Origin of the sequence: Luteimonas gilva (genome assembly GCF_005239095.1) — a bacterium.
Lineage (GTDB): Bacteria > Pseudomonadota > Gammaproteobacteria > Xanthomonadales > Xanthomonadaceae > Luteimonas_C > Luteimonas_C gilva.
The window spans coordinates 593934-619089 of sequence record NZ_SZUA01000002.1 but is presented as its reverse complement, the minus strand read 5'-3'; the positions used below and the strand labels follow the sequence as shown (position 1 = coordinate 619089).

The following is a 25156-nucleotide window of genomic DNA, read 5'->3' as shown; positions in this document are numbered from 1 at the left end:
AGGACCCATGTTCGCAGCCCAGAGTCTAAGCGGCGGCAAGCCGGAACAGTACGCCCAGCTGGCCGAACAGGCGCAGGCGTTGCTGGCCGGCGAGCGCGACCGCATCGCCAACGCCGCCAACCTGTCCGCGCTGGTCTACCACGCGCTGCCCGAATTGAACTGGGCAGGCTTCTATTTCTACGACGGCGACGAATTGGTCGTCGGCCCGTTCCAAGGCTTGCCCGCTTGCGTGCGCATCCCGCTCGACCGCGGCGTGTGCGGCGCGGCGGCGCGCAGCGGACAGACCCAACTCGTCGAGGACGTGCACGCGTTCCCCGGTCACATCGCCTGCGACGCGGCTTCGCGTTCGGAACTGGTGGTGCCCTTGTTCCGCGGCGAGGAACTGATCGGCGTGTTCGATCTCGACAGCCCGGTGCCCGCACGTTTCGATCGCGACGACCAGCGCGGCCTGGAACGGATCGCCTCGATATTCCTGGAGTCGTCGGCATGAGCGCTGTCAAGCTGCGGAACATCGGACCCAAGAGCGCGGCCTGGTTGCGCCAGGTCGGCTTGCGCACGCGCGAGGACCTAGCTGCCGCCGGCGCGCTGGAAGCGTTCATGCGGGTCAAGCGCGCCGGCTTCAAACCCAGCCTCAACCTGCTGTACGCGCTGGAAGGCGCCCTGCAGGATTGCCATTGGCAGGACGTGCCCGAAGCGCGCCGCAACGAACTGGTGCAAGCCGCCGAAGCGGCCATCGCCAAACTGCCGCCGCCGCGCGGCCGACCGGCCGCCACGCCGGTCACCACCACCAACATGCAAGAAGAGGCCGCGCCCATGCCGAGCTTCTTCGACGAGCCTTCCGGCGGCGACACCGATCACGATTGATCGGCGGAATCGTCGTCCGGATCGAATAGCCCGCTTTGCGCGAAAGGAATTTCGCGTTCGCGGAATCCGCCCAAGCCTACGCCCACCAGCCGATAGCGCGTATCCGCGGGCAAATCGACGCGGTCGCGCAACGACACGGCGATGTCGGCGAATTGCTGCAAAGACGCCGGCGGCGATTCCGGCGTGTGGCTGCGGGTGAGGATCCGGAACTGCGCGGTCTTCAACTTCAGCACCACGGTGCGGCCGATGCGCTCGGTGCGGCGCGCAGCCTGCCAAGCCTTCTCGGCCAGGCTGCGTATCGCCGGTTCCAATTCCTCCAGCGGCACATCGCGTTCGAACGTGTCCTCGGCGGAAATGGATTGCACCGGCTGATTGGGTTCCACCGGCCGCTCGTCGATGCCGCGCGCGCGTTCGTACAGGCGCCGGCCGAAGCTGCCGAAGCGCCGTTCGAGCTCGTCCGCTTGGCGCGCGCGCAAGTCGCCGACCGTTTCGATCCCCCACTCGGCCAACTTCGCTTGCATCACCTTGCCGACGCCGGGAATGCGCGCCACCGGCAACGGGGTGAGGAACGCTTCCACTTGCTGCGGGCGGATCACGAACTGTCCGTTCGGCTTGTTCCAATCCGAAGCGATCTTGGCCAGGAACTTGTTCGGCGCCACGCCGGCCGAAGCGGTGAGCGAAGTTTCTTCGCGGATCTGGGCGCGGATCGTCTCGGCGATCGCGGTCGCGCTGGGCAGATTGGTCTTAGGCGTGGTGACGTCGAGATAGGCCTCGTCGAGCGACAGCGGTTCGACCAAGTCGGTATGGCGCAGGAAAATCTCGCGCACCTGCCGGGACACCGCTTTGTAGCGCACGAAATCCGGCGGCACGAACACCGCGTCCGGGCATAGACGCTCGGCGCGCACCGCCGGCATCGCCGAACGCACCCCGAACTTGCGCGCCTCGTACGAAGCCGCGCACACCACCGAACGCGCGCCGCGCCAAGCGACCACCACCGGCCGGCCGCGCAGCGCCGGATCGTCGCGCTGTTCGACCGAAGCGTAGAAGGCGTCCATGTCGATGTGGATGATCTTGCGCACGCGGGGATTATGCGCCACCCCAAAAACTGGTCGCCAATACTGTGCGAATCAGTTGGCGACAAGCCATGGCCTGGACAGCGACCCAAAACAAGCGCCGCGCCCTAGCATGGTTTAAATATGGCGCGAACCCTCCCCGCTACCCCGACCTTGAGGAACGCAAGAAATCCTCATCCTCGCCAATTCAATAGATAGCGCTGGCGCACCACTATTCATTTTTTCACACCTGATATCACTAGAAGTAACAAAGCCCTGATCATATCTTCGCCGCTCCTCTGCTGGGCAGTTGCCGCTTCCGGTTTAGGCCCCACTTGTAATGTTGACCCCGGCTCCGCATCGATCAATGCATTGAGGAGTCGAATGTCGGCTGCCGATCCAGTAACACATCCTTCAGAGCAAAATGGCCCAGTCTTAGAAGGGCCGAAAGCATTTATACAACTATGAGAACGAATTAGAGTTCTTCCATGCGTCTCTGTTCCTTCGCACGGCTCAAGCACGCGCCCATTTGGTTTTGATGTCCAACCGTTCGTCCATTTCCAACACCCTCTTGGGATCGGGCCACGCCCTACATCTGCATCGCAATCGGGATTGTTTTTGCAATTTGTTCCTGCGCCGTTATTTCCGGATGCAACTGGAATGTCAACTGCGCTATTTTCAGGGTTAGTTGGGGTGCATTTAAGCCGCCCTTGGCCATTACTGAATATCAACGAACACTCAGCCAAGCCAAGCGGATCTAGTCGGTTAACAGGATTTCGTCCCACATATGCATAGGTATTGATCCCTCCCGCCAAACCAATGGGATCGTTCTGCAAATAGTTGCCCGTGTTCGAATCGTAGTACCGATTGATGTTGTACCAGAAGCCAGTCTCCGCATCGTAATACTGGCCCGGGAAACCTACATTCAAGCCGCCGATCGCGTCCTGGCCGATCGAACGGTTGAACGCATAGTTGTTCGCCCGCCACTTCACCGCTTTCGCGGCGTCCGTCGCGATCTCGGGCCGGCCCAGATGATCGTTGTGGACGTAGTAAATCTGCCCGTTCCGGACCAGGCCGACCAACTCGTCGCCGAACCACAGATAATTCGTCCAGATGTCGCCGTTGTCCTGATGCTCGCTCAGCAGCCGGCTATCCGGCGTGTAGACGTAACGGAAGTCCCCTTGCGGGGCTGTCTTGAACGTGCGCTCGTTGAAGACGTTGTACTGGTACGCCGCAACCTGAACCCCGTTCCTGCTGACCGACTGCAACCGATTGAAACCGTTGTAGGCTAAGGTCAAACCATAGGCGCTGGTCGTATTGCCGGCTGCGTCGTAGCCGAAGGCCGCGGTCTGTCCGCCGCTAATTGAGCTCAGCCGATTGCTGTCGCTCTCGACAGCATAGATATCGGTCCGGCTGGACTTCCCGCTGAGCACCATCTTAGTGCGGTTGCCTGTGCCATCGTAGGTGTAAGTCAGGGTGTCGTTGAAACCGGTGCTGAACTGCTGCAGGCGCGAGACGCCGTCGTAGTCGTAGTCCTGCGTAGTGCCCGGATTGCCGGCATTGGTGATCTTGTCGATGCGGTTGTTGCCGTCGAAGGCATAGGTCAGGCTTTGCAGCGGACCGTTGTCGACGCTAATCGCATCGGGCTGCCCGTCCTTGTTGTATCCGATCAGACGCTTCAAGCCATTGCCATACGTCCAACTGTTGGCCGGCCCGAAAGGTTCGTAGGTTGCTCCGGTAACGGCATTGCTCTCCACCGTGCCGATCGTCACTTTCATCGAGGTCGGCACGTCCTCGTCGTAGCCATAACCGACCTTCATTCCATCGGGATACTGGATAGCGGTCAGCCGTCCCGCGACATCGTAGGTGTAATAGGTGTAATAGGCGCTCCTGACGCCCGCTCCTTCCTTGCCGGTGATCTGGTCCTGCCGCAATCTGAGGTTGCCGAACCGGTCGTAGTCGAACAGGACGTTGGTCCCGATGATGCCGGTGGCGCACAGCCGTCCTTTGCCGTAACTGCCGCAATTGTCGTAGCTCCACAATTGCTCTCGATTGCCGGTCGCGGTGTAGATCCTGGCCAGGCGGTTGAGCGCGTCGTAGCTGTACTCCCACTTGACGTTGCGGGCGTCGGTTTTCGTCTTCAGGTTACCGGCGCTATCGTAGGTGTACGTAGTGGTCTTGCGATCCGGGCTGACCTCCTGGATCACCTCGCCGAAGGCGTTGTAGGTGAAGGTAGTGGTCTTCTGCCGCGGATCGTTGACCTTAGTCAGGTTGTCCAGGGCATCGTACTCGTAGCTCGTCGCGACCCTGAGGCCGGTCTCGTCTTCGAGCGTATTCTTCAGGCGATCCAAGGCATCGTATTGCTGCCGGGCGCGATGAGCCAAGGGATCCGTCGCTGTCTCCAGGCCGCCATTCTTGTTGTAGGTATAGCGCGTCACATTGGGTGTCGGATCGGCGTCGGACTGGCTTTCCATCTGGCCCAGCGCGTTATAGGTGCGGGAAAGGCTGCGCTTGGTTACGCCGGCCGCCGTCTTAACTTCCTCGGTCTTGCGATTGCCGGCATTGTCGAGCGAGTAGTGCACGGTGTTGCCGTCCTGATCGGCGATATCGGTCAGGCGCTGGGCGTCGTCGTACGCGAAGCTGCTGGACGCACCGGTCGGGTCTGTGATCTTCTTCACCAAGCCTGTCGGCCAGTACTCGATGCGCGCGATTTGATCGTCGGCTTCGGTGGCGTTGTCGGCGCCTCGCAACTTGCGAGCGGTCAGTTGTCCGCGAGAAGTGTATTCGTAGTCCGTAATCACGCCGTTGGCGTCCTTGACGGACAGCGGACGGCCGGCGCTGTCGTACCTGAGAGTTTCCTCTATGAGGCTCAATGTGTCCGATACCCGTCTGGCGACCTTCCACACATCGCCTTTTCGGTACGGACACGCCGCCGGACTCGATGCGCAAGTCGGCTCGTCGCTGGCCCGATAGGTGTAAGTGGTGATATCGCTGACGTCCGTGCGCGGGCCGTCGACTTTGATAACGAGCCCGATCAAGGGACACGTCCCGGCCGTGACGTCGGCTTGCTCGCAGTAGGTGTAGGTCGTGGTACGGCTCTCGCCGGTAGCGGCGTCCGTGACCGTTACCTGGGTCGGCTGCATCCGGCTATTGCGGGCGATACGGGTTTTGCGGTTGCCCGCTTCGCTCAATAGAAGCCGATTGGTGGCCAGATCGCGGTATGTAACCGTCGTGCGTTTCTCTGGTTTGCCGACAGCTTCTTCTATGGTTTCGATCTTGACCGCCTGACCGTCCAGTGTACTCTCACTATAGCCGTAGCTGGTCTGGACGTCGTTCCTGTTGACGGTTTTCAGGCGGCGACGGAAGTCGGTGGATTCGTCGTTGTATGTCCGGCTCGTCGACGCGACGCCATCGGATACGTTCGACAACTTTCTCGGCAGATCGGTGGGGCTGCTCGCGGTCAATTCATAGTTTGTCTCATGGCCAAGCGCGTCCTTGGCCACTGCGCCGCCTTGCGCGGTATACGTGAATTCTGTCCTGTCGGCGCCATTTGCATGTTCGCTTGACAGCACCCGCCCCTTCGCGTCGTAAACGAAGGTGCTGTAGAGACGCGAATCTTCCGCTTTGATGCTCGTCAGATGAGTGGCGAAGCGAGCATCGTCGTATTGGTACATCCTCGCGCCCGCTCCGGGATAGCTTGCCGAAGCGAGCTTGCCGTTGAGGTACGTATAGGACACCAGCACCGTTCCAGCGATCCTGATCGCGCTGATCTGCGCCTCGCCATACGCATTGGCGTATTGGAAATCGATAGATCGCCCTGACTCGTTCTTGATGGAGATGAGCCGTCCTGCGGCATCGTAGGCGTAGGAGAGCGCGCTTCCGTCCTCCATCCACTGCCCTACCAGGCGGCCCTTGGCATCGAATACCAAGGTGCGGTCCGACTGCTCGAGCACCCAATTGCCGGCGCCGTCGTTCTCTATCCTATCGCCGCTACCATCGTTGGCTTCGAAAGCGCCGCCCGACGCGCGGAAGCCCACCTGGGCGCCGTTGCCGCGCATCAAGCCGACTGGATTTCCGTCCTTGAAGGATATCTGCAGATTGTGCGAATGCGTCCAGGAGCCGTTTCCGAGTCCGCTAAGCGCTATAGAAGTTCCGGAATGGTAGTAGCGCGTGAGCGAGACCCATCCCAAGTCGAAGTCCTGCTCCGATTCGTACAGTTCGCCGGTCGTCACATCCGCCGGATCGCCGACGTGCGAGCACGGACTGCAGGCGAGCAATTGCTTCGAGTAAATATAGCCGCGCGTTGGATTGACGCACCCCCACTCCGCGCCATCCCAGAGGAAACCCGAAGGACATGAAATATCGCGGCTGCGATGCATCTCCTGCGTATCGACCACATGGCGCGTGCATTCGCTGCCATTGCCGCCGTCATTGTAGTGCCCGATCTTGTATATCTTTTTTTCGTAATTGCTTTGTCCATCCGACCAAGTTCCAGTGGATACCCAGCCGCCCTCGCTCGTAACTGATACGGGGCAGTCTCGCCACTGCGACCAGTATTGAACGGCATCGTCGACGGACTCTTGTTCCGTTTGAAATTTAGTCGGAGTTCCGGGAGCGATTCTGCTGTAGCCCCAAGCTCCGGATGCCGGCCCTTTACGTCCCCGCCAGTAAGTCAGCGTCGTATTGCCGTCCTGCGTCTGCTGACTCTTCAAGACCAGGTCGGAGCCGTATTGCGCCCTGATTATCGCCTCGGCCTCCGGCACGGTATTGAAAGTCCCCGCGCCGTTGACGGACGTCGTCCAAGCACGGCCGCTTTCTTGGGCGAATACCGTCGCTGCCGGCAGCAGCAAGCTTACAAATAGCAATAGAGCCGCTGCCCTGCGGATCCTTTCTGCGCCTTCAGCGCGTCGAACGGAATCTCGACAGGGCCGGACGTCGGTCAAACGTGCGAACGACATCATCAATGCCGCGTATGAATCAGCGACAATCCTTTGAATCGCCCTAGTGCGCATACCTCATCCCCTAAGAGATTTGATCCTATCGTTCTATGCGTCGTTACCGTCTGGATCGCTCGGCTCAACCCGGCGCCTGTCGGCAATCCCTCAGCCGCATGCCTTCGGTATCGATGTATTCCACCGTCCCCAGCAGCTTCACCCAGTCGCCCTCTTCGAGGGTGAGGTACAACTTGGCCTGGTCCGGCGCGAGCGTGCACTGGATCTCGAAGTTATTGCTGTTGTAGGTGGAGCTGTCGCGAATGCCGAGCAGTCCGCGGGTTTGGGTGACCAGGTAGGCAATCTGCATCACGCTCGCGCCGTACGTGTTTTTCGATGTCGTATAGACCTGCCCGTCGATCCGGTATCTGCGGCCCATGTACTTGGCGCGGACCGGCGCGAAGGCTTCGTTGCGCTCGCCCGCGGTCGCATAATCGGTGCTGCCGATCAGCAGATTGCCCAGCACGCCCTTGCTGTTCACCCCGGCCATGATCTTCTTGATGTCGCGGCCGATTTCCGCGGACAGCTTGGGCGCTTCGGCGTCGATGATTTGTCCCGAGCCGGACTTGGCCCTCGCGGCGGCGGCGATCGCGTCGCCTTGCTTGCCGGGCGCAAGCGCATTGAGCATCCCGCAGAATTTGCTGCGCACCTCGTCCGGGTTCATCTGCTGTCCGCGGGCCAGCTTGACGCCCAACGATACTTCGCCTGCGGCGTTCGCCTCGGCGCGGTAGACGATCGGTTTCTTGACGTCCCGGTTGCGGGTAAAAAGCACCTCGCCGGTATCGCCTACGATCGACTCGTTGCCGATCTCGAAGCCTTCGTCCGCCGCCATCTTCTGCAACTGGCCCAATGCGCTGCCGATGCCCAACCCGGCCTTCTTGACCGTGCCCATGAACATCATCCCATTGCGCGGGTCGCCGATGGCCTGGAAATCGCTCTCGCAGGTGCCGGCCTGCGCGGTTGCCGACAGGGCCAGCAGGGCCATGAAGCACCACTTCCTATTCACGATTGCTCCCTTCGACGGACCGCGCTAACAGGCATGCGTACGCCTTCGCCGCCGCGCCGAAGCTCGGCGACGCGTTGCGGTCAAAAAAGTTCCGATACCCCTATTGCGGACGACGCATTCGCGAGAAAGCGGCGTCGCGGTCATTTAGCATCAGTAATCGTAATAAGTCAACAGTGCGGCCAGCTCATACGGACCAGCTGAATCCGATCGGAGATGCGCGCGCGCCGAGAGCCTCGCGCATCATGAAAGCGATGCGATGCTCACGGCGGTGGACCACGCCGCCATAGGCCAGTACCCGGCTCGCGATATAGCCTGTTTCCAACATCGCGAATTCGTGATTGAACGGCGCACCGTCGCTGTCTGCCGACGTGATCGTAGCCGCGAGGTAGCTCCAGCGGCCGCTCTGGCCGCAACGTACCCGCAAAGCAAGGTGCGGGTGCCCCGTCTGCTGCAGAAGGCTCACCAAGTCGCAGATGGTCCGGTACGCGGCCAATTGCAGGTCGAAGCTCAACGCACCCGCATCGCCGCGCAGGCTGCGCACCACTTTGCCGTTGCGGCGCCAGATATCGGCGATCATGCCGCTGCCGAGCGCGCCGTAAAGACCGACCGAGCGGATCTCGACCGGATAGAGGAGGGTAAGCTGGTTGCGTATTTCGCGCGCGCGCTGCACGCCATCACTTTGGATGGCCATGGCCGCTTCATGATGGCCGTGTTCGCGCAACGAACGCGCTGCATGCGAATAGCTTTCGCGGACCGAATCGCCAAGCTCGGTCAGCTCCTGGGTTCGCCGCTCCAGCTCGCGCTCGCTGGCCGCTAGGCTCGACCGGGCGATGGCGATGGCTTGTTGCCGATGGTTGTCGTGGCGGCCTGTCGGTCGCCATTGCGTAATCAGCGCGCAGAATCCGAACAAGACGGTTGCCGACATAGCGAAGCCGCGCTGCGTGAGGAACACGTCCTGATCGTATTCGCCGACGATGGCCGGGCTTTGCATCGTGAACAAGCCTATGGCCAAGTCGACCATGGCCACGCCGACAGCTACGCCGCGCCATCCGTGCAGCAACGCCAATGCCACGGCGGGGATCAGCATGAGCATCTTTAGGCCATGCTGGTGCGCGGGCAGCAAGCTTGGCCATGCCGCCGCCACCGCGAACAAAGCGGCGACGGCCGCGAAAGCGCCGATCGCGTTAGGCCAAAAATTGGGCGATAGCGGCGCAACGGCGTTCCCTGACCGATAAAGAACCCCCAGTGGGGTCAGCACCAGGATGCCGAGATAATTGCCGATCACCAGGCGGAGTGCATTCTCCAATTTGAACGGTTCGAGCCCGGTCGCCAAAAAATATCCGGACACGGCGTTCACCGCCGACACCGACAATGCCGACAACAAGGTCAGCGATGGGTACCAATGCAGGCGGCCGGCTTCGATCCGGCGCTTGTGGGCATAGACGACCAGTGCGGCCGCCGGCATCATCGTCACAGTCGAGACGACAACCCAGCCCATCCCGTGTTCCGGGATAAGCTTCGTCCGATAGCAAAGCACCGCGGCGACGTCGCCCAAGATGAGATACGGCCAGTAGCGGTAAGGAAACAGCAGCAATACCGCCACGCGCAGGCCCGCGGGTAGGTACCACTGGTCTTGCGAATATCCGCGCAGCAACAAGAAACACACAGCGTAGGCCGCGGCGATGCCGATGCCCAATAGCCAACGCAGTTCGGCGTCGGCACGCGTGAATAATTTAAACATCCCCTTTCCTCAACCGCCGCATCCGTGGCGTCCGCTAATAAGCTCCGATCACCAATCCGCCGATGCTCAACTGCTCGAGGTCGTCGTCCGACAGTAGCGTAGGGGCGGCCGACGCGTTGTGCCCGCCTACATATAGCCGTCGCTTGCGCACCAGCAACCGCCGGACGTTGGGCCGGCCGTACAGCCGATAAGCGTATACCATACCGTCGATGACTTCGTCCGGCGCGGTTTGCGACGCGTCCGCAAGGAACAGCGCGCCGTATTCAATGTCGGGGGCCATCGCCTTGGAAGGATTGAATCCGTAACGGACTTGCTCGAGCGGGGTGAAACCGATTTTCTTTCTGACCAGGGCCTCGGGCATGACCACATAGGACATGCCCTCCATCAACGGGCCGAATTCCGCCAGCGGCTCCAAGCGAACGTGTCCCCGGGGGAGCGCCGCCGCAATGGAGCGGACCCCCATACTCTCCAGAGCAGCCCCAGCCTTCAGCTTGCGTGCGTACTGTTCGCTGATGTCCTGCGGCGCCACGCCGAGTAGTGCCGCCACCTCTTCGGCGAATGCATCGCTCAGCGGCAATTTGCCCGCCTTGCACTGGGAGATATAGCTGGCGGAACTGCCCACCTCACGAGCGAGCGCGGCGATCCGCATGCTCTTGGCTTCCATCGCGCGCGCGAGGGTGGTCGCGTACTTGTTCATGGAAACATGCTAGCCGAAACGGTCTTGCACCGCAGGCCGCGGCCGCTAGTAGATCGGCGTGATCTTCATCTGCGGCAACGGACGCGGCGCGCCGTCGGTCAGATCGGGGCCCAGATCGGCCCACTCCTCGCCTTGTTCCTGCAATCGCATCAGCAAGCCCTCGGCGGCCTTGCGCTTGGCCTCGGAGGAGAACTTATAGGACGGCGGCGGCGGACCTTCCGGCGCGGCCTGCGCGTAAGCCTGCGCATAGGCGGGCACGCGGCGCGCGGGGTCGGCGCTGCCGGCGACCTGGATCGTGTAGCGCTGCCACGCCGACGCCAGATTGCGCCAGCGCACCCAGTAGTGGTTTTCGAACGAGAAGTCGCGGAAGCGCCGGCCTGCGGCGGTGCCCTTGTCGGAAATGCGGGTCAGCACCGCTTGCGGCATGTCCAGGTTCATGCCGCCTTCGTCGCCGTCCAAAGAAACGTGGACGATGCGGTCGCGCTGCCCCGGCGCGCGCGCCAGCAGCAAGTCGCGCCAGTTCTGCATGGCGGCGACGATGCCGAACAAGAAGCCGGACACTTCCTTCGTCGCGCTGGGATCGGCGATGGACTGATAAGTGCGCTGCCAGCCCTTGTTGTTCTCGGTCGGCAAGAACACCGCGCTCTCGATGCTCTGTTGGCCGTCCCCATCCGTCGAACGCCGCCGGCGGGCGTCGTCGGACTTCGGGTACACGAGGTTGATCGCGAACGTGGGCCAGCGCGGCAACGCGGCGTCGAACAAATGGATGGGAAAGTTGCTGCTGATCCCGCCGTCGGAGAACCAGCAAATGCGGAACGCGGAAATCTGGGCGCCGCCGCGTTCGCCGCCGGTGGTGAGGCCCTCGGTGCTCGCGGCCATGCTTTCTTCCGGCGGCGCGGCGCTGTCCGCGTCGGTGCGCGCCGAGGCCTGTTCCCAGCGCGCCGGTTCGTGCAACGGCACCGCGCTGATCAGCAGCGGAAAGCTCAGGCTCATGCGCGCCGCCACCAGTACCGGCAATTCCCCATCGGCGGGCAGGCGGTAATAGGTTTTTCCTTGCGCCTGCACCGGCGCCGGATCCTGCGCGGCCATCCAATCCACTACCGGCGGCGGGAACAGCCGATCGAACTCTTCGCGCAGGAACCAGAAGCTCGCGCCTTCGAACGGCAGCGTGCGCGGTTCGCGGTGGGAGACGCCGGTGGTGATCACTTGCAGATTGATCGCGTGCTCGGTCTGCGGTTCGCCGTCGTAGCGCGGCGCTCCGCGCAAATCGGCGAAGGTCAGCGGCGACCCGAGCGGCTTGCCCGACAATCCTTGCAGCACCTCGTGCATCCATTCGGTCAATGCGGGCTTGTCGCCGTCGACGCGCGAGCCGGAGCACAACCCCAATTGGTTCTTGCGGATCACCCGCGCGACGCGCTGCAAAGCGCAGTAGCCGCCGGCCGCCCACGCGCACAACAACGAAGGCAATGCCGCGGCAACGGCGCCGCGCCAACCGCTTACACCGTATCCCAGGCCCGTCAAGGTGGCGAAGGCCAATAAAGTCTCCACGGGAGCGATCGCGGCGACGCCGGCCAACGCCGCCAAGCCTTTGCGCCACGGCGGCGCGTGTCCGGCCAACATCACCAATAGCCGATAAGCGTTCTTCGCGCCGCGCGCCGGCTGGAACAGGCCATAGATGAAACCCGCCGCCGACAACCGCTTGGAAACGGCCGCCAAGCCTTCGAAACCCAGCTTCGGATCGCGCTCCGCACCCGCAACGCGCACGCGTTCGCCCATCGCGGCAGCGGCGGACACGGCCGCGGCGATCGCGCCGGCGGACGTGCCGCCGATGTTCTTGAACCGGTATTCCTCGGCCAAGGCCAGCACGGCATTGGGATAGACGATGCCGCTGGTGATGCCGCCTTTCATCACCAAGTCGCAGTATTTTGGCAGCCCGTCGCTCATTGCCTTCTCCTTGCGCCTGCCGCGGCGCGATGCCGACGCGCCATGGTCGCAGCCCGCTTGGGACAACTCAACGTCGCCGGCAGATGCTTCGTCGCGACCCACCGGATATGCTGGGCGCGATGCCTTCTCGAGAGATGGCGCACACGGCTAGCGTGTCGGGTATGCAACGACGGACCGCTTTGACATGGTTGGCAGTCGGCGCTTGGTGGCTGCTCACCGGACTGGTGTGGACGGGGCAGATGTACGAGGCCTTTTCCGGGCAGGTCGCCTCGTCCTATTTGTTGCGCACGGAGATGGCCAAAGCCGCGCTGTGGATCCCTTTCACCCTGTTTCTCTTCTGGTGGGTGGGCCGCCATCCGATCGAACGCGGTGCGATGCTTCGGTCGATCGGCTGGCTGACCCTCGCCGTCGCCGGGATCATCGTGGCCCGCGCCTTGTGCGTTGCGGCGATCAATCCGTGGATCGGCTGGCACGAACAGCTGCCGAGCTGGCCCGCCCTGCTCCGCACCAGCTTCCTCAGCAATTTGCTTACGGCCTGGATGATCATCGGCGTGGCGCACGCACTCTTGTTCGCACAGCGCGAAGGGGCGCGCCGGCGACAGCACGCCGAACTGGAGTCGCAACTGTCCCAGGCGCGTTTCGAAGCGCTCTCGGCCCGGCTCGACCCGCATTTCCTGTTCAATGCGCTCCACTCCATCAGCGAGGTGATGCATCGCGACGTGGCGGCGGCCGACCGCATGGTCGTGGGGCTCGGCGGCCTGCTGCGGCAAAGCATCGACGGCGGAGCCGCGCAGCAGGCGACGTTGGGCGAGCAGATCGAATTGATCGAAGATTACGTGGGGATCGAACAGGTCCGATTGGGGCCGCGATTGCGCTTCCGCTTGGACGTGGACGAATCCTTGTATTCGGCCGCGGTGCCGCGGCTCTTGTTGCAGCCTCTCGTCGAGAATTCGATCCGCTACGCCATCGCTCCGCGCCTGGCGCCCGGCAGCATCCAAGTCGCCGCGCGCGGCGACGGGAACCGGTTGCTGCTCGAAGTTTCCGACGACGGAGACGGCGAAGCCGCAGCGGCGCCGGGGCATGGCCTAGGGCTGGCGAGCGCGCGGGCGCGCTTGCAATGCCTCTACGGCGACGACTTCCGCTTCGAAGTGGAGACATCGCCCGGCAACGGAACCTGCGTTCGCATCGACCTGCCTTTGCAACGGCTTCCGGAGGCGGCATGAGCGGACGCATCCGCGCGATCGTGGTGGACGACGAACCGATGGCCCTTGCGCGCCTATCGCGACTGCTGCGCGACGAGGACGGCGTCGAAGTGGTCGCGGAATGCGGGGACGGCGCTTCCGCGATCGCGGCCCTGCGCTCGCACCGACCACACGTCGCCTTCCTCGACATCCGCATGCCCGGGATAGACGGCTTGCACGTCTCGGCGAACGCCACCGCGGGCACTTGCGTGGTGTACGTGACCGCCCATTCCGAGCATGCCGTCCACGCATTCGAAACCGATGCGGTCGACTATCTGCTCAAACCCTTCACTACGCGGCGCCTGCAGGCCACGCTCGCGCGCCTGCGGGCGCGCTTGGCCGCGCGCGGATCCGCGTATCCCGAGCGCCTGCTACTTCATGCGGGCGCGCGCCAGCGCTTGGTGCCGGTACAGACCATCGATTCGCTGCTCGCAAGCGCGAACTACGTCGAGGTGCACTGCGGGCACGAGCGGCACCTGGCGCGCGAAACGCTGAACGCGATCGAGGCGAAGTTGGATCCGGCGCAGTTCGTGCGCATCCACCGCTCGCGCGTGGTCCGCATCGGCGCCGTGCGCGATGTGGAATTGTTGCCGTCGGGGCAGTATCTGCTTCGCCTGCACAACGGCCAAAAACTGTCCGGCGGGCGCAGCTACCGCGATAAATTGCGAAAGGCAATCGGGCTCGCGGGCCTCGGCCTATCCGAGGCCTCATGACTTCCGAAGCGTTCGGCTAAACGCTCCAAAGCTTCCGCGCCTCTTCGGCGACCACGTCCGGCCTCTCCTCCGGCCAGAACAGCTTCCCTCCTTCGACCAGGCGGATGCCACGCGATCCGGGCAGGATCTTATCGAGCCACGTCGCCCACACCACCGGAAAAAGCGCGTCGCCCGTGCCCCACACCATGCGCGTGGGCGTGTCCAACCGGCGCAGCGTCGGCTCGATCGCCAGCAGCGGATTGGGATCGAGCTGCGCCAAGTAGCGGTTGAGCTGCGATTTGCGCAGCGGCGATTCGACGAGCGGCCGGAAGTAGTAGTCGATCGTTTCGTCCGAGACGTTGGCCGGGTCCATGTAGGCCGAGCCGACGATGCCCTTCTCGGAGCGGGCGTAGACGCGGTCGTCCAGGTGCCGCTGCATCTTCTGGTCGTAAGTGCCGGCCTTGGCCGCGTTGATCGAATTGCGCATCTGCGGCGGCGGGCAGTTTTCGTGGACGTCGCAGTTCGTCAGCAGCATGGTGCGCACCCGGCCGGGGTGTTGCGCCGCGAACAGCTGCGCGATCGTCCCGCCGCTGTCGTTGGCGACCAGATCGACCGAAGGGATCGCGAGGCGGTCGAGGAACGCCGCGAGCATGTCGGTTTGCGCTTGAGGCGAAAGATCCTGCTGCCCCGAAACTTCCGTATAACCGAGCCCCATGAAATCCGGAACGACGCATCGCCGATAGGGCGAGAGGCGTTCGATCGATCCGCGCCAATGGAACCCGTTCAACGGCAGTCCGTGCAGGAACAACGCCGCCGGCCCTCGCCCCCGCTCCACGTACGCGATGCGCCCGAAAGGCGTTTGCGCGAAACGGCGAAGCGAAGCGAATGCCGCGGCATCCAGCGTCGTCCCGCCCCCGCCCGGAACCGTGCGGCAAGCGGGGAGAGCCGCGGCCGCAGCGATGGTCGCGCACGTTCCCAGGAAATCTCGTCGGTTCATCTCGGCTCCCGTGCCGCAAGCGGCGGCCTTCGGGTCGCACTGATGCCTCGATCGTTTCGCGCAATCAAGGCATCGGGGACGAACGACAGAAATTCGGGCGCGAGCGACAGGCGCGAAACGAAAGGATATTCATTGGAACGCCAACGCGAGCACGCGCAACGCATCGCGCGAACGCCGGTCGTTGAGCGCGCTGTAGAGCATCACGTCTTGCGCCGGGATCGGCGGCAGCGAGAACGCCGCGCCGACGTCGACCGTGCCGGGCGGCGCCGCGCGTTTGGCCAGCACCGCTACCGCCAGGCCCGCCGCGGCCGCGGCGCCGACGATGGCGGCGCCTTTGCCGACGAAGATTTCGTCCCAAGCGATGCCGGCGCGGTCCAGCGCGCGCACCGCCGCGCCGCGCACCCGGCACGGCTCGCCTTGCGTCGCCAGCGGCAGCGGCGAACCGGCATGCGGCTTCCACCCGACGGCGGCGAACCACGAAAAACTTTCGGCGAACACGGGCTTGCCTTGCTTGCGGCGGTCGTCGGGCCGCAGCACCAGCGCCGCATCCAGGCCGCCCTGTTCGTAGGCGCGCATCAACTCGCCGGTGCCGGCCACGCGCATTTCGATGCGCAGGCCGGGATCGTGGTCGCACATCCGGCGCAACAAAGACGGCAATTCGGCGCCGACCAGTTGATGGCTGATGCCGACGACCAAACGGCGTTGTTCCGCGTCGAATGCCGCCGCGGCGCGGTCGTGGGTCGATATCAGTTCGCGCGCCGCGTCGAGGAAGGCCAGACCCTCGGCGGACAAGCGCACCTGCCGCGGCGTGCGCTCCAAAAGGCGGCGCCCTAGCTGTTCCTCCAAGCGACGCAGCCTGAGGCTGATCGCTGACTGGGTGGTGCCCAGCGCATCCGCCGCGCGGGTGAAGCTGCGCAGCTCGGCGGCCAGCACGAAAGCCCGTACCGCATCGATGTCCAGGGTCTTCATCGGGGCAAGATTAGACTTTGAAATGACTGATATGTTTATAGATGCATTTTTAGAATCTATCAACCGGCGTAGCCTGGCCTTCCGTCATCACCACAGGAATCGTCCATGAAGCCTCTGATCGGCATGGCGTTCGCGACGCTCGCCGCGATGTCCGCGCAAGCCTCGCCGCCGCAAGCGCAGGCATCGCCGCTGCGCGGCACGTGGACGCTGGTCGCCGCGGACAAGATCCTGCCGGGCGGCGAGCAGGTGCGCGACTACGGCCAGACCCCGAAAGGGCGGCTGATCGTCGACGCGCAAGGCCGCTATTCGCTGCAGATCTTCAAGTCGGAGCGGCTGCGCTTCGCCGGCGACAAGAACGACGGCAGCGCGGACGAATTCGCATCGGCGGCGCTGGGTTCCAGCACGCACTACGGCACGGTGTCCGTCGACGCCGAGCAAGGGATCCTCGTGTTCCGGATCGAAGGGGCTTCCTACCCCAACTGGGAAGGCGTCGCGCAGAAGCGGACGTACACGCTGGAAGGCGGCGTGCTCAGCTATCGCGTACCGGTGCGGCCGGACGGGAGCGTTCCGATTTCGGTGTGGCGCAAGATCGACTGAATCGGCTTTGTAGAGTCGAGTCTGCCCGACTGCTTTGCTCGATACGCGCACATGCGGCTGCATCGCGGCGGAACGAAGAGCAGTCGGGCAGGCTCGACTCTACGAAAGCAAAAAAACGCCGCCGGCTACTCCACGGTCACCGATTTGGCCAAATTGCGCGGCTTGTCCACGTCGGTGCCGCGCGCGAGCGCGGCGTGGTAGGCCAGCAGCTGCACCGGGATCGCGTGCACGATCGGGCTGAGCACGCCGACGTGGCGCGGGGTGCGGATCACGTGCACGCCTTCGGATTCGCTGAAGTGGCTGTCCTGATCGGTGAACACGAACATCTCGCCGCCGCGCGCGCGCACTTCCTGGATGTTGGATTTCACCTTCTCCAATAGCTTGTCGTTGGGCGCGATCACCACCACCGGCATGTCAGCGTCGACCAGCGCGAGCGGGCCGTGCTTGAGTTCGCCGGCCGGATAGGCTTCGGCGTGGATGTAGGAGATTTCCTTCAGCTTGAGCGCGCCTTCCAGCGCGATCGGGTAATGCACGCCGCGACCGAGGAACAGCGCGTGCTGCTTGGGCGCGAAACGTTCGGACCACACCGCGACCTGCGGCTCCAGATTCAGCGCGTGCTGCACGCTGCCGGGCAGGTGGCGCAGCGCTTCGAGCAATTCGGTTTCCTGGGCCGCGTCCAAGCGGCCGCGCAGCTTGGCCAGCGTGGCGGTCAGCGCGAACAGCGCCACCAGCTGGGTGGTGAAGGCCTTGGTCGAGGCCACGCCGATTTCGGCGCCCGCTCGGGTGTAGAACACCAGCTTGCTGGCGCGCGGGATCGCGCTCTCGGGCACGTTGCAGATCGACAGCGTGCGCTCCTGGCCCAGCGACTTGGCGTATTTCAGCGCCTCCATCGTGTCCAGGGTTTCGCCCGACTGCGAGATGGTGACGATCAATTGCCTGGGATTGGCGACGACTTGCCGGTAGCGGTATTCGCTGGCGATGTCGACCGCGCAAGGCAGGCCGGCGATGGATTCGATCCAATAGCGCGCGATCAGGCCGGCGTAATAGCTGGTGCCGCAGGCGAGGATCTGCACGGCTTCGATGTCGCGGAACACCGCTTCGGCGTCCGCGCCGAACAAGGCCGGGGCGAAGCTGTTCTCGTCGATGATCGCCTCGATGGTGTCGGCGATCGCGCGCGGCTGCTCGTGGATCTCCTTCTGCATGAAGTGGCGGTACGGGCCCAGCTCCAGCGAAGCCAGCGACACGTCGGAGACGTGGACGTCGCGCTGGGTTTCGGTGCCGGCGGCGTCGAACACGCGCACCTTTTCGCGGGTCACTTCGGCGGTGTCGCCCTCTTCGAGGAAGATCACCCGCCGCGTCGCGGACACGATCGCGGACACGTCCGAGGCGATGAAGTTCTCGCCCTCGCCCAGGCCGATCAGCAGCGGGCAGCCCATCCGCGCGCAGACCATGCGCTGCGGATCGCGCTTGCTGATCACCGCGATCGCGTAGGCGCCGTCGAGTTCCTTCACCGCGCGCTGCAGGGCGGCGAGCAGATCGTGGCCCTGCGCCTGGTAGTAATGGATCAGGTGGGCGATGACTTCGGTATCGGTCTGCGATTCGAAGGCGTAGCCCAAGCCGCGCAGGCGTTCGCGCTGCTGTTCGTGGTTCTCGATGATGCCGTTGTGGACCAGCGCCAGCTCGCCATGGCTGATGTGCGGGTGCGCATTGCCTTCGGTGACGCCGCCGTGCGTGGCCCAGCGCGTATGCCCGATGCCGAGCGGCGCGTGGAAGTTCTCGCCCGCGGCGGCGGCTTCCATTTCGGCGACGCGCCCGGTGCGGCGCACCCGGCGCACGTCTTCGTTATCGACGACCGCGATGCCCGCCGAATCGTAGCCGCGGTATTCCAGGCGCTTGAGCCCTTCGATCAGGACCGGAACCACATCGCGATCCGCGATCGCGCCGACGATGCCGCACATGGCGAATCCTTGTTTGGTCAGTGCGTAGTTTAACGAGCGCGGCGCCGTACGGCCGTCCGCCGGCCGCGGACAGTCGCCGTCCGGACACCTACCGTACAGCTAAAATTCGAACGCAATCAATTGCTTGCATGTTGGCATGCCGCTTGCTTAAACCGAGGTAGGACTTTATCGCCCCGGGGAACGAATGAGCATCCGCGACACCTCCGCCCAAGATCGCACGATCGGCATCCGCGACACGTCCGGCCAGGATCGCCCCGTCGGCAGCATCCGCGACACCTCCGGCCAAGACCGCGGCAAGCCGGCCAAAACGCGCAAGCTGCCCAGCAAGAACATGTTGCTGGTCGGCGGCGGCGTAGCGGCGCTGTTGCTGCTGGGCGCCTGGGTCGTGAGCGGCTACAGCGCCGGCGCCCGTTCGGTGGACAGCTCGCGCGTGCGCATCGCCGAGGTCACGCGCGGCGACCTGGTCCGCGACATCGCCGCCGACGGCCGGGTGATCGCAGCCAACAGCCCCACCCTGTACGCGATCGCCGGCGGCACGGTGTCGCTGAAAGTGGTCGCCGGCGATGCGGTCAAGAAAGGCCAGCCGCTGGCCGAGATCGACAGCCCCGAACTGCGCAGCAAATTGATGCAGGAAGAAGCCACGCTGGCCAGCCTGGAAGCCGAGGCCAGCCGCGCCGCGCTGGATGCGCAGCTTTCGCGCGCGACCGCGCGCAAGGCGCTGGACCAGGCCGAGATCGAACGCGTCGCCGCGCAGCGCGACCTGGAACGCTACCAACGCGGCTTCCAAGGCGGCGCGGTCGCGCAGGTGGACGTGGCCAAGGCGCAGGACGAATTGAAGAAGGCCGAGGTCGGCCTGCAGCACGCGCAGAAGGACGAAGGCCTGCAGGGCCAGGGCGCGGGCCTGGATACGCGCAACAAGCGCTTGCTCGCCGATCGCCAGAAAGCGGTCGTCGCCGAATTGCAGCGCCAGGTCGACGCGCTGACCTTGCGCGCGCCGTTCGACGGCCAAGTCGGCCAGGTGCAGATCACCCAGCGCCAGAACGTAGCGATCAACGCGCCGATCCTGAGCGTGGTCGACCTGAGCGTGTTCGAGGTGGAGATCAAAGTGCCCGAGAGCTTCGCGCGCGACTTGGCGATCGGCATGCCGGGCCAGCTGACCAGCGGCAGCGGCGAACCTTTCCCGGCCAAGGTGTCTGCGGTGTCGCCCGAAGTGGTGAACGGCGAAGTCGCCGCGCGCTTGCGCTTCGACAGCAAGCAGCCGCCGGGCTTGCGCCAGAACCAGCGCCTGAGCGCGCGCATCGTGCTCGACACCCGCCGCAACGCGCTGAAGGTCGAACGCGGTTCCTTCGTCGACCAGGGCGGCGGCCGCTACGCCTACGTCGTCGACGGCAGCAGCGCGGTGCGCCGCCCGATCCGCACCGGCGTCAGCAGCCTGAGCGAGGTCGAGATCCTGGACGGCCTGCAGCCGGGCGAGCGCATCGTCGTTTCCGGCGGCGACCAGTTCGGCGACGCCGAAAAAATAAAGATCAATTGACGTAGGGCGGGCTTAAGCCCGCCGCCGCCATCCCGCATCCAACCGCACACCACGCACCGAAACCGAACCCGCCAGAAGGAAGAACGACATGCTCGACATGCGCCAAGTCTCCAAGGTCTACCGCACCGAATTGGTCGAGACGCACGCGCTGCGCTCGCTCGACCTGCACGTCCGCGAGGGCGAATTCGTGGCCGTCACCGGTCCGTCGGGTTCGGGCAAGACGACCTTCCTCAACATCGCCGGCCTGCTCGAGGATTTCACCGGCGGCGAATACGTCCTGGACGGCGAGAACGTGCGCGGCCTGTCGGACGACGCGCGCAGCAAGCTGCGCAACCGCAAGATCGGCTTCATCTTCCAAAGCTTCAACCTGATCCCCGACTTGAACCTGTTCGACAACGTGGACGTGCCGCTGCGCTACCGCGGCATGCCCGCGGCCGAGCGCAAGCTGCGGATCGAGGACGCGCTGGGCCAGGTCGGCCTGGGTTCGCGCATGCGCCACTTTCCGGCCGAACTGTCCGGCGGCCAGCAGCAGCGCGCCGCGATCGCCCGCGCCCTGGCCGGCAGCCCGCGCCTGCTGCTGGCGGACGAACCGACCGGCAATTTGGATTCGCAGATGGCGCGCGGCGTGATGGAGCTGCTGGAAGAGATCAACGCGCAAGGCACCACCATCGTGATGGTGACCCACGATCCGGAGCTGGCGGCGCGCGCGCAGCGCAACGTACACATCGTCGACGGCATGGCCACCGACATCGTGGCCGAACGCGGCCTGATGCACGCCAACGGCCACGCTTCCGCCAACACCACCGCCTGAGGACGCCGCCATGTTCGGCTACTACTTCAATCTCGCCTTGCGCAGCTTCAAGCGCAACAAGGTGCTGACCGCGCTGATGGTGCTGGCGATAGCGCTGGGCATCGGCGCCAGCATGACCACGCTGACCGTGTTCTACATCCTGTCCGGCGATCCGATCCCGGCCAAGAGCGCCAAGCTGTTCTATCCCCAGATCGATCCGGAGGGGAAGCAGGGCTACGTCGCCGGCGAAGAGCCGCAGGACCAGATGACGCGTTTCGACGCGGAAAAGATGCTGCGCGAGAAGAAGGGCGACCGCCAGGCGGTGATGACCGGCGGCAACCTCGCGATCGAACCCGACAAACATGGCCTGACCCCGTTCACGATCACCTCGCGCTACGCCTCGGCCGATTTCTTCCCCATGTTCGAGGTGCCGTTCAAGTACGGCCGCGCTTGGACCGCGCAGGACGACGAAGCCCGCGCCCGCGTGGCTGTGATCTCCAAACAGCTCAACGAGAAGCTGTTCGGCGGAGCCGACAGCGTCGGAAAGTCGCTGCGGATGAACCAGGTGGAATTCCGCATCATCGGCGTGCTCGATTCGTGGAGGCCGACGCCGCGTTTCTACGACATGACTTCCGACCGCTACGGCGAACTGGAGCAGGCGTTCGTGCCTTTCTCCACTTCGCGCGCGCTCAAGCTCGGCAGCAGCGGCAACATGAACTGCTGGGGCGACACCAAAAACGAGGACGGCGAGGGTTCGCAAGGCCTGAACGCGCCCTGCGCCTGGCTCCAGTATTGGGTGGAGCTGGATTCGGCGGAGAAGGTCTCGGCCTACAAGCAGTACCTGATCAACTACTCCGACGAACAGCGCGCTTCAGGGCGCTTCGAGCGTCCGACCAACACCCGGTTGCGCAACGTCATGGAATGGCTGGACTACCGCAAGGTCGTGCCCGCCGACGTGCGCCTGCAGACCTGGCTGGCGTTCGGTTTCCTGGCGGTGTGCCTGCTCAACACGGTCGGCCTGCTGCTGGCCAAGTTCCTGCGCCGCAGCGGCGAGATCGGCGTGCGCCGGGCGCTGGGCGCTTCGCGTCGCGAGATCTTCGTGCAGTGCCTGATCGAAGCCGGCACCGTCGGCTTAGCCGGCGGCATTCTCGGCCTGGGACTCGCCTTGCTCGGCCTGTGGGCGGTACGCCAGCAGCCGGCGAGCTACGCGGAACTCGCGCACCTGAACCCGACGATGCTGCTGGCCACCTTCGCGCTGGCGATCCTCGCCAGCCTGCTGGCCGGCCTGTTGCCGGCCTGGCGCGCGATGCAGGTGACGCCGGCGATCCAATTGAAGTCGCAATAATCTTCCGGAGAACGAACATGGAACTGCGACCCATCCTGTCCACCCTGCGCCGGCACAAGACCGCCGCAGCGCTGATCGTGCTCGAGATCGCATTGAGCACGGCGATCATCTGCAACGCCCTGTTCCTGATCAGCAACCGCATCGAGCGCATGAACCGGGTCAGCGGCCAGGCCGAGAGCGAATTGGTGACGGTGCGCATCAGCGGCATCGCCGACAACAAGGACGCCGCCGCGATCACGCTCAACGACCTGCAGGTGCTGCGCGCCATTCCCGGCGTCAAGAACGCCGCGTCGACCAACCAAGTCACCTTCGGCGGCTCGTCCTGGAACAGCGGCGTGCGCCTGAAGCAGGACCAGCAGCAAACCACCCTCAACGCCACCACCTATTTCGGCCCTCTGTCGCTGCTCGACACGATGGGTTTGAAGCTGATCGCCGGCCGCCAGTTCACCGCGGACGAATACATCGAGTGGGCCAAGCTGGACGAGCCCAACGCCAAGATCGCCATCCCGTCCGCCATCATCACCAAGTCGATGGCGGATAAGCTGTTCCCGGGCGAGAACGCGGTCGGCAAAGCGTTCTATTCCTGGGGCGACGACCCGATCCGCGTGGTCGGCGTGGTCGAGCATCTGATGCGTCCGAACGACCAGGGGGGACCGGAGGCTGTCGAGTACTCGATGATGTTCCCGATCAACGTGCCTTACGAAGTCGGCGGCACTTACCTGATCCGCGTGAACGACCCCTCGCGCCGCCAGGAAGTGATGCGCGCCGCGATGAAGGCGCTGGAAACGAGCGGCCCGACCCGCATCATCGACGTGGAAGACAGCAAGACCTTCGAGCAGCTGCGCAACGAGTACTACCAGCAGGACAGGGCGATGGCCTGGCTGCTGGTCGCGGTGTGCGCAGGCCTGCTGGTCGTCACCGCGCTAGGCATCGTCGGCTTGGCGAGCTTCTGGGTGCAGCAGCGCACCCGCCAGATCGGCGTGCGCCGCGCGTTGGGCGCGACCAAGGCGCAGATCCTGCGCTATTTCCAGATCGAGAACTTCCTGCTGGCCACGCTCGGCATCGTCATCGGCATGCTGTTGGCCTACGCCATCAACCAGCTGCTGATGGGCAAGTACGAGCTGCCGCGGCTGCCCTTGTACTACCTGCCGGTCGGCGCGATCGCGCTATGGCTGCTGGGCCAGTTCTCGGTGCTGGGGCCGGCGCTTCGCGCATCGGCGGTGCCGCCTGCGATCGCCACGCGCAGCGTATGATGGCGGCGGCCGCGCGCTGACCGTTCCCTCCTGTCATCCCGGCGCAAGCCGGGATCCAGGCCTGGCTACCGCTTCGCACGTCCTGGATCCCGGCTTGCGCCGGGATGACGGACTCACTTATTCGCCCTCCGACGACGCCGTATGCCGACGATTCTGGTCATCGACGACAATCCTTCCGTCGCCACCGCGCTCGAACTGCTGTTTTCGCTGCACGACATCGACACCTTGCGAGCCGAGTCGCCGGACGCGGGCTTGGACATGTTGCAGCGCGAACCCGTCGACCTGGTGGTGCAGGACATGAACTTCCACGCCGACACCACCTCGGGCGAGGAAGGCGTGGAATTGTTCCGCGCGATCCGCGAGCGCCACCCCGACTTGCCGGTGATCCTGCTGACGGCCTGGACGCACCTGGAGAACGCGGTGGAGTTGGTGAAAGCCGGCGCCGCCGACTATTTGGCCAAGCCTTGGGACGATCCCAAGCTGCTGGCCACGGTCAACAACCTGCTCGAACTGTCGCAGGCGCGCAACGAGCTGTCGCGCCGCAAATCCGGCGAACTCCGCCGGCGCAGCGCGTTGATGCGCGAATACGATCTGCGCGGATTGGTCTACGCCGACCCGGCCAGCGAACGCGTGCTGTCGCTGGCCTGCCAAGTCGCGCGTTCCGAACTGCCGGTGCTGATCACCGGCCCGAATGGTTCGGGCAAGGAGAAGTACGCGGAAATCCTCCATGCCAATTCGTCGGTGCGCAACGGACCGTTCGTGGCGGTGAACTGCGGCGCCTTGCCTTCCGAATTGATCGAGGCGGAATTGTTCGGCGCCGAAGCCGGCGCCTACACCGGCGCGAACAAGGCGCGCGAAGGCAAATTCGAAGCCGCCGACGGCGGCACCTTGTTCCTGGACGAGATCGGTACGCTGACGCCGGCCGGCCAGATCAAATTGCTGCGCGTATTGGAAACCGGGCGCTTCGAACGCTTGGGCGGCAACCGCGAGCGCCACGTCAAGGTGCGGGTGATCAGCGCGACCAACGCAGATCTGCCCGCGCTGATCCGCAGCGGCCGTTTCCGCGAAGACTTGCTGTACCGGCTCAACGCCATCGAACTGCGCTTGCCGCCGCTGTCCGAACGCCCGGACGACATCCTGCCGCTGGCGCGCCATTTCCTGCCCGAGGGCAAATTCCTCGGCGACGACGCCGCGCGCGCGCTGCTGCGCCACCCGTGGCCGGGCAACGTGCGCGAACTGCGCAACGCGGTGCAGCGCGCGGCGCTGCTGTCGCGAAGCGATACGCTGACGGCCGCGGACTTCGACCTGCCCGCAGCGGCGCCTAGCCACGCCGCTTCCGCCGAAGAGCCGGACCGCGACGCGATCGAAGCCGCCTTGGAACGCAACGGCGGCGTGCTGGCGCAGGCGGCGGCCGAACTCGGCTTGTCGCGTCAGGCGCTGTACCGGCGCCTGGAACGCCTGGGCATCAAGCGCGACTGACGAACA

General features: G+C 64.5%; 19 protein-coding genes. 10 read left to right on the top strand and 9 right to left on the bottom strand.

What is annotated here, in order from left to right:
• Window positions 1-7 precede the first annotated feature (7 nt).
• Together FCE95_RS10775 and FCE95_RS10770 are read left to right on the top strand one after the other, a co-directional pair.
• Window positions 8-490 (top strand): GAF domain-containing protein, encoded by a 483-nt coding sequence (locus FCE95_RS10775; RefSeq protein WP_137267018.1) that lies wholly within the window; start codon window positions 8-10, stop codon window positions 488-490.
• Complete coding sequence (locus FCE95_RS10770; protein ID WP_137267017.1) at window positions 487-864, top strand: TfoX/Sxy family protein; 378 nt, start codon at window positions 487-489, stop codon at window positions 862-864. Before FCE95_RS10775 ends, FCE95_RS10770 begins: the two co-directional genes overlap by 4 nt.
• Here FCE95_RS10770 and dinB read toward each other — a convergent pair.
• From dinB to FCE95_RS10740, 6 genes are all read right to left on the bottom strand, one after another.
• The gene (gene dinB, locus FCE95_RS10765; protein WP_137267016.1) at window positions 855-1943 is read right to left on the bottom strand and encodes a DNA polymerase IV; all 1089 of its coding nucleotides are present in this window, start codon (window positions 1941-1943) and stop codon (window positions 855-857) included. The two genes, FCE95_RS10770 and dinB, sit on opposite strands and share 10 nt — an antisense overlap.
• 209 nt (window positions 1944-2152) lie before the next feature.
• A complete protein-coding gene (locus tag FCE95_RS10760) occupies window positions 2153-6766 on the bottom strand; it encodes an RHS repeat-associated core domain-containing protein (RefSeq protein ID WP_189644729.1) in 4614 nt (1537 codons plus the stop codon).
• A 226-nt stretch (window positions 6767-6992) separates the two neighbouring features.
• The gene (locus FCE95_RS10755) at window positions 6993-7913 is read right to left on the bottom strand and encodes a hypothetical protein (RefSeq protein WP_137267014.1); all 921 of its coding nucleotides are present in this window, start codon (window positions 7911-7913) and stop codon (window positions 6993-6995) included.
• A 184-nt stretch (window positions 7914-8097) separates the two neighbouring features.
• Window positions 8098-9609: an MASE1 domain-containing protein gene (locus tag FCE95_RS10750; RefSeq protein ID WP_189644728.1), complete on the bottom strand. Its 1512-nt coding sequence runs from the start codon at window positions 9607-9609 to the stop codon at window positions 8098-8100.
• A gap of 79 nt (window positions 9610-9688) precedes the next feature.
• Window positions 9689-10351, bottom strand: a complete 663-nt coding sequence (locus FCE95_RS10745; protein ID WP_137267012.1) for a helix-turn-helix domain-containing protein — start codon at window positions 10349-10351, stop codon at window positions 9689-9691.
• Between the two features lie 45 nt (window positions 10352-10396).
• Window positions 10397-12295 carry a patatin-like phospholipase family protein gene (locus FCE95_RS10740; protein WP_137267011.1) on the bottom strand — a complete coding sequence of 633 codons (1899 nt, stop codon included), beginning with the start codon at window positions 12293-12295 and terminating at the stop codon, window positions 10397-10399.
• Window positions 12296-12456: 161 nt separating this feature from the next.
• On the opposite strand from FCE95_RS10740, the gene FCE95_RS10735 reads away from it, so the two are divergent.
• Both FCE95_RS10735 and FCE95_RS10730 read left to right on the top strand, forming a co-directional pair.
• Window positions 12457-13518: a sensor histidine kinase gene (locus tag FCE95_RS10735; protein ID WP_189644727.1), complete on the top strand. Its 1062-nt coding sequence runs from the start codon at window positions 12457-12459 to the stop codon at window positions 13516-13518.
• On the top strand, window positions 13515-14249 hold the full coding sequence (locus FCE95_RS10730) for a LytR/AlgR family response regulator transcription factor (RefSeq protein ID WP_189644726.1): 735 nt from the start codon (window positions 13515-13517) through the stop codon (window positions 14247-14249). The genes FCE95_RS10735 and FCE95_RS10730 overlap by 4 nt, the downstream gene beginning before the upstream one ends.
• A 16-nt stretch (window positions 14250-14265) precedes the next feature.
• Here the strand turns inward: FCE95_RS10730 and FCE95_RS10725 are convergent, their stop codons facing one another.
• Window positions 14266-15225 (bottom strand): alpha/beta fold hydrolase, encoded by a 960-nt coding sequence (locus FCE95_RS10725; RefSeq protein ID WP_137267008.1) that lies wholly within the window; start codon window positions 15223-15225, stop codon window positions 14266-14268.
• Between the two features lie 129 nt (window positions 15226-15354).
• The gene (locus tag FCE95_RS10720) at window positions 15355-16194 is read right to left on the bottom strand and encodes a LysR family transcriptional regulator (protein WP_137267007.1); all 840 of its coding nucleotides are present in this window, start codon (window positions 16192-16194) and stop codon (window positions 15355-15357) included.
• A gap of 105 nt (window positions 16195-16299) precedes the next feature.
• Between FCE95_RS10720 and FCE95_RS10715 the strand changes: the two genes are divergently transcribed.
• Window positions 16300-16791 (top strand): lipocalin-like domain-containing protein, encoded by a 492-nt coding sequence (locus FCE95_RS10715; protein WP_137267006.1) that lies wholly within the window; start codon window positions 16300-16302, stop codon window positions 16789-16791.
• Window positions 16792-16916: 125 nt separating this feature from the next.
• Here FCE95_RS10715 and glmS read toward each other — a convergent pair whose 3' ends face one another.
• Window positions 16917-18749, bottom strand: a complete 1833-nt coding sequence (glmS, locus tag FCE95_RS10710; protein WP_137267005.1) for a glutamine--fructose-6-phosphate transaminase (isomerizing) — start codon at window positions 18747-18749, stop codon at window positions 16917-16919.
• A 331-nt stretch (window positions 18750-19080) separates the two neighbouring features.
• On the opposite strand from glmS, the gene FCE95_RS10705 reads away from it, so the two are divergent.
• The 5 genes from FCE95_RS10705 (at window position 19081) to FCE95_RS10685 (ending at window position 25150) form a co-directional block, all read left to right on the top strand.
• Complete coding sequence (locus FCE95_RS10705) at window positions 19081-20283, top strand: efflux RND transporter periplasmic adaptor subunit (protein ID WP_137267573.1); 1203 nt, start codon at window positions 19081-19083, stop codon at window positions 20281-20283.
• Between the two features lie 88 nt (window positions 20284-20371).
• Entirely contained in the window at window positions 20372-21094 is a 723-nt protein-coding gene (locus FCE95_RS10700; protein ID WP_137267004.1) for an ABC transporter ATP-binding protein, read from the top strand.
• A gap of 10 nt (window positions 21095-21104) precedes the next feature.
• Complete coding sequence (locus FCE95_RS10695) at window positions 21105-22418, top strand: ABC transporter permease (protein ID WP_137267003.1); 1314 nt, start codon at window positions 21105-21107, stop codon at window positions 22416-22418.
• 17 nt (window positions 22419-22435) lie between these two features.
• Window positions 22436-23671, top strand: coding sequence for an ABC transporter permease (locus FCE95_RS10690; protein WP_137267002.1), 1236 nt, complete (start codon window positions 22436-22438; stop codon window positions 23669-23671).
• A gap of 141 nt (window positions 23672-23812) precedes the next feature.
• Window positions 23813-25150 carry a sigma-54-dependent transcriptional regulator gene (locus FCE95_RS10685; RefSeq protein WP_137267001.1) on the top strand — a complete coding sequence of 446 codons (1338 nt, stop codon included), beginning with the start codon at window positions 23813-23815 and terminating at the stop codon, window positions 25148-25150.
• Window positions 25151-25156 lie beyond the last annotated feature (6 nt).